The organism is Veillonella sp. CAG:933, assembly GCF_000431435.1.
Classification (GTDB): Bacteria; Bacillota; Negativicutes; order Veillonellales; family Veillonellaceae; genus Veillonella_A.
In genome coordinates this window covers 1-4,966 of record NZ_HF986197.1, presented here as the reverse complement: position 1 = coordinate 4,966, position 4,966 = coordinate 1, and the positions used below count along the sequence as shown (strand labels likewise).

The 4,966-nt window shown below is 45.6% G+C and carries 5 protein-coding genes; all 5 read left to right on the top strand.

Translation table 11 applies throughout. The features are described from left to right. Window positions 1–731: phosphate ABC transporter permease subunit PstC (gene pstC, locus QZL64_RS06510; protein ID WP_296309408.1), on the top strand; the 731-nt coding region annotated here is incomplete at its 5' end. After that, window positions 718–1,620, top strand: a complete 903-nt coding sequence (pstA, locus tag QZL64_RS06505) for a phosphate ABC transporter permease PstA (RefSeq protein WP_021841205.1) — start codon at window positions 718–720, stop codon at window positions 1,618–1,620. The genes pstC and pstA, both read left to right, overlap by 14 nt. Then, on the top strand, window positions 1,620–2,450 hold the full coding sequence (gene pstB / locus QZL64_RS06500) for a phosphate ABC transporter ATP-binding protein PstB (RefSeq protein ID WP_021841204.1): 831 nt from the start codon (window positions 1,620–1,622) through the stop codon (window positions 2,448–2,450). Before pstA ends, pstB begins: the two co-directional genes overlap by 1 nt. Before the next feature lie 71 nt (window positions 2,451–2,521). After that, window positions 2,522–3,220, top strand: a complete 699-nt coding sequence (locus QZL64_RS06495) for a response regulator (RefSeq protein WP_021841203.1) — start codon at window positions 2,522–2,524, stop codon at window positions 3,218–3,220. After that, window positions 3,217–4,917 carry a sensor histidine kinase gene (locus QZL64_RS06490; protein ID WP_021841202.1) on the top strand — a complete coding sequence of 567 codons (1,701 nt, stop codon included), beginning with the start codon at window positions 3,217–3,219 and terminating at the stop codon, window positions 4,915–4,917. Before QZL64_RS06495 ends, QZL64_RS06490 begins: the two co-directional genes overlap by 4 nt. Window positions 4,918–4,966 lie beyond the last annotated feature (49 nt).

The following is a 4,966-nucleotide window of genomic DNA, read 5'->3' as shown; positions in this document are numbered from 1 at the left end:
AGCCCGCCGACACACTTGCCGGCGGCGGTCACGTAGGAGCCGGCATTTATATTGTCGGCTCTCTTATTACCTGTGCTCTCGCCTTGTTAATGGCAACGCCTGTAAGTATTGCGTTAGCCATCTACATGGCGGAAATTACACCTAGCGTCGGACGTCGTTTCTGGCAGCCGGTGATTGAAATTTTTGTAGGGATTCCTTCAATCATCTACGGTTGGCTAGGTCTTACCATCTTGGTACCTTTCCTTCAGAAGTACACTACAGCTGACAGCGGTTTCTCCGTATTAGCAGCATCCATTGTACTCGCAATCATGATTTTCCCAACGATTACATCTGTAACCATGAACGCCATCAACAGTGTGCCTAAAACATACCGTCAAGGCGCTTACGGCTTAGGTGCTACCCGCTGGGAAGTAATTTACAAAATCGTTTTACCGGTAGCTAAACACGGTATCTTAGCCGGCGTTGTACTCGGCTTGGCTCGTGCCTTTGGTGAAGCCTTGGCGGTAGCCATGGTAATCGGTAAAATGAAAGCCTTCCCTAAATCCTTATTAGATCCTACCGTTAACTTAACCAGTGCGATTGCAGCGGATATGGGCGGTACGATGGAAGGCAGTGAATACAATATGGCATTATGGACCATGGCATTATTCCTATTCGTAATTTCCTTATTGTTCATTTTACTCATTCGCTACATTACAGCTAAAGGAGACAACCTAAGTGAAAGCAAGTAAAGCCATTCCGGGCCCTCGTCGACGGGCTTTATCTACCGACCGCTTGGTTACACTGGGTTTGCATATCCTCGCAGGCGCTACCTTATTACTGTTAGCGGGTTTTGTAGGCCATATTGCCTGGAGTGCCCTAAGTGACTTCAAGCCTGAACTTCTCGCATTCTCACCTACCGGTATCGGTAACCAATTCTTCAATACGATTTATCTCGTGTTCTTAGCCTTACTCATCAGTATTCCCCTCGGCATCGGTGCCGGTATCTACATGGCGGAATACGCAACTAAAGGTAAAGCACAAAAGATTATGCGTATCTCTATTGAAACCTTATCTTCTTTACCTTCCATCGTTCTCGGTTTGTTCGGTTACTTGGTGTTCATCATCATGACCAACTCCCAATGGAACTTATTCGCCGGTGCATTAACGGTATCCATCTTAACCTTACCGCTTATCGCAACTATCACCGAAGACGCCTTGCGCGCCTTACCGGCATCCTATGCAAAAGGTAGTTACGGTTTAGGTGCTACCAAATGGCAAACTATCAGCCGCGTATTAATTCCGGCCGCATTCCCGGCTATTATTACAGGCATCATCTTAGCAGCCGGCCGTGTATTCGGTGAAGCCGCTGCTCTTATGTTTACCGCCGGTATGAGTACCGACATCAATTGGGCCAGCACGGACATTACGTCCCCTACCAATGCGTTCAACCCATTCCGTTCCGGTGAAACATTATCCCTTCAAATTTGGGCGTCCCGCAGTGAATCTTTAGATCCAAATGCAAGTGCCATGGCCAACTTAAGTGCTCTCGTACTTTTAGCGCTCGTTTTCACATTCAGTATCGGTGCTCGTGCCTTGAGCCGTCACCTTAATCGTAAAAACCTAGGAGACAACAAATAATGGAAATTTCTGAAGTAGCAATGCCCAATCAGCAAGTGTTGGTAAATGCCGGTGCTAAAGCTGTAGCCGATCAAGCGGTAGGCAACGCGTTTACAGTAGAAAACCTCGATTTCTACTACGGCACCTTCCATGCCTTAAAAAATATCAACATGAACATTAAGAAGAACGAAATTACTGCATTAATCGGACCTTCCGGTTGCGGTAAATCTACCTTCTTACGTATCTTAAACCGCATGAACGACCTTGAAGGTGATGTTACCGTTAAAGGTAAAATCCTTTTAGAAGGCGAAGATATTTACGCCGACATGGAACCAATCGTTCTTCGTCACCGCGTAGGCATGGTTTTCCAGCAACCTAACCCATTCCCACAAAGCCTTTATGACAACGTAGCCTTCGGCCCACGTTTACAAGGCATCAAAAAAGCAAGCGAACTCGACGAAATCGTTGAAAAAAGCTTGACCCAAGCTTCCTTGTGGAATGAAGTAAAAGACCGCTTACACAAAAGTGCCATCAGCTTATCCGGTGGTCAACAACAGCGTCTTTGCATCGCTCGTACCTTGGCAACTCGCCCTGACGTAATCCTCATGGACGAACCTACCAGTGCGCTCGATCCTATTTCCACTGCTAAAATCGAAGAATTAGCGTTAGAATTAAAAGAAGACTACACAATTGTTATTGTTACACACAATATGCAACAAGCTGCTCGTATTTCTGATAAAACCGCTTTCTTCTTAATGGGAGATTTGGTAGAATATAATAAAACAAAGACTATATTTACCGAACCAACACAGCCAAAAACGGCTGACTACATTAACGGTCGCTTCGGTTGATAACAGGAAACTCCCCGGAACGAACTCAATGCAGTTCGTTCCTTTTTTTCTATCAGAATAAGGAGATAGCTATGAAACAGACCCACCCTTTAATTTATTGTGTAGAAGATGAAGACAGCATTCGCGGACTTATCTCCTATGTGTTAAACGGGCAGGGCTTTGAGGTCGGCACCTTCGAGTCAAGCGGACCCTTTTGGGCCGCCCTGGAAGAACGCCGGCCTCAACTTGTCTTGCTCGACATTATGCTGGAAGGTGAAGACGGTTTATCCATCTTAAATAAACTTCGTGAAAAACCTGCTACCCAGGATTTGCCGATTATTATGATTACCGCCAAAACTTCCGAAATTGATGTCGTGCAAGGTCTCGACGGCGGTGCCGATGACTACATCACTAAGCCTTTCGGCGTCGTTGAACTTGTTTCCCGTATAAAGGCTTTATTGCGTCGTACCCGTCCGATAACGCCACCTAAGAAATCCGTGCTCACTTGTGATGATTTAGTACTGGACAAAGACAGTCGCATCGTCACCCTTGATGGCCAACCTATTGCGTTAACCCTCAAAGAATACGAACTCTTACTCTACTTCATGGAAAACACGGGCATTGCCCTTTCCCGTGAACGCATTATGGAAGTTGTTTGGGGCTTCTCCTATGAAGGCGAATCCCGTACCGTTGACATGCATGTTGTTACCTTAAGACAACATTTAGGCCATGCCGGCCGCCATCTTAAGACTGTTCGCGGCATCGGATATCGTTGGGAGGCCACCATATGAGACAGAAGTTCTTCCGTGCCCTGTTCGGCTTGGGCATGTTGAGTCTCGTAGTCAGCACCGTAATTCTCAGTTATTTATTCTACAATAACTGGAAACATGATTTTCGCACCGTACTCTATACGGAAGGTCGAATTATTGCGTCTACAGGCACATTAACACCGGACCGATTACAAGCCATAGCCCAATCCACCAATAATACCTTGCGTATTACCTGGATTTCCTACGAAGGAAAAGTATTATTCGATTCCGTCCACGATGCGGATTCAATGGATAATCATCTGCAGCGTCCCGAAATATCACAGGCCATCCTCCACGGCGAAGGCAGTGATATTCGTGACTCTTCCACCATCCATGCCATCAGTTACTACGAGGCCATTCGCCTGCCGGATAACTCGATTTTGCGAGTCTCCCGTAACGGTTCTACCGTTTACAAAGTTATCTTAGACGCCGCCCCGGGGCTCTTCCTGCTCTTTGCGGCCATGTCGGGCGGTTGTTATCTCTTAGCCCGGCGTTGGACGGCTGATGCCATCTATCCGATTGAAGAAATCGTTAAAGCCTGGACCTCGCACGGTGATACCAAGCCCGTTATTGACGAGGCGTACAATGAAATTACACCGCTTCTATCGCGTCTGTCTTTTCAAAAAAATGAACTTGAAGCCATGATTTTGCGTCTACAGGCCGAAAAAAATACCCTCCGGTCTATTATGGAAGAAATGGACGAAGGGCTCTTATTGGCCGAATTAGACGGCACCATCATTACATATAATGAACACTTGAAAGAGTTTTTAAACGCTAAAAGCGAATTACACGGCGAATCACTTTTACTGCTTTCCGATGATGTAGAATGGCGCAAAAATGTAATTAACGCCATGCGCAAACATCAGGGCGGCGAATATTTGCTTCATAAAGATAATCAGCATTTTCATATTATCTTCCACATTACGGAAGACGATCGCTACAAAGGTCGCTTGCTTGTTATCATCTCAGATATTACGCAGAGCTATTTAGAGCAACAGCGCCGTCATGAGTTTACCTCAAATGTATCACACGAACTAAAAACACCGCTTACTACCATCAGCGGCTATGCGGAAATTCTTGCTAAGGGTATGTATCCCAACAAAGAAGAAGCGACCCTACTGGGCGGTCATATTCATACCGCTGCCCTTCACATGCAGGAACTAATCGACACTATTTTAAAACTCTCCCGCATCGAAGACGAAGGGTCTGAAGTACTATTTAAACAAACCTCAATTCGCTCCGTCATTAATTCAGCTTGGCAACAATTAGCCACTAAGCGACAGGGCAAAAATATCACCTTGGCCATGACCGGTGAAAGCCCGTCCTTACTTCTCTCCCCTAAGTTGATTGAAGAAGTGTTTATCAATCTCTTTGACAATGCTATTAAATTCAGCAAAAACCTGGATAATCATATTATTGTTAATATTTGCACCAAAGAAAGCTTTACCGTTGTCAGCGTCACCGACGAAGGTATCGGCATTCCTAAAGACAAACAAGCCCGTATCTTTGAACGTTTCTATCAGGCCGATCCGAGCCGCAACAGCAAACGTGAAGGCAGCGGCCTTGGTCTTGCCCTTGTAAAACATATTATGGAAATCCACAGTGGTTCCGTAGCTGTTAAGAGTGAACCGGGTGAAGGAACAACCTTCATTCTTCGTTTCAAAAACAACGACAACTAAATATTATGTAACCAATTAAGGGGCTGTAACGAAATTGAGTTTTTTAACT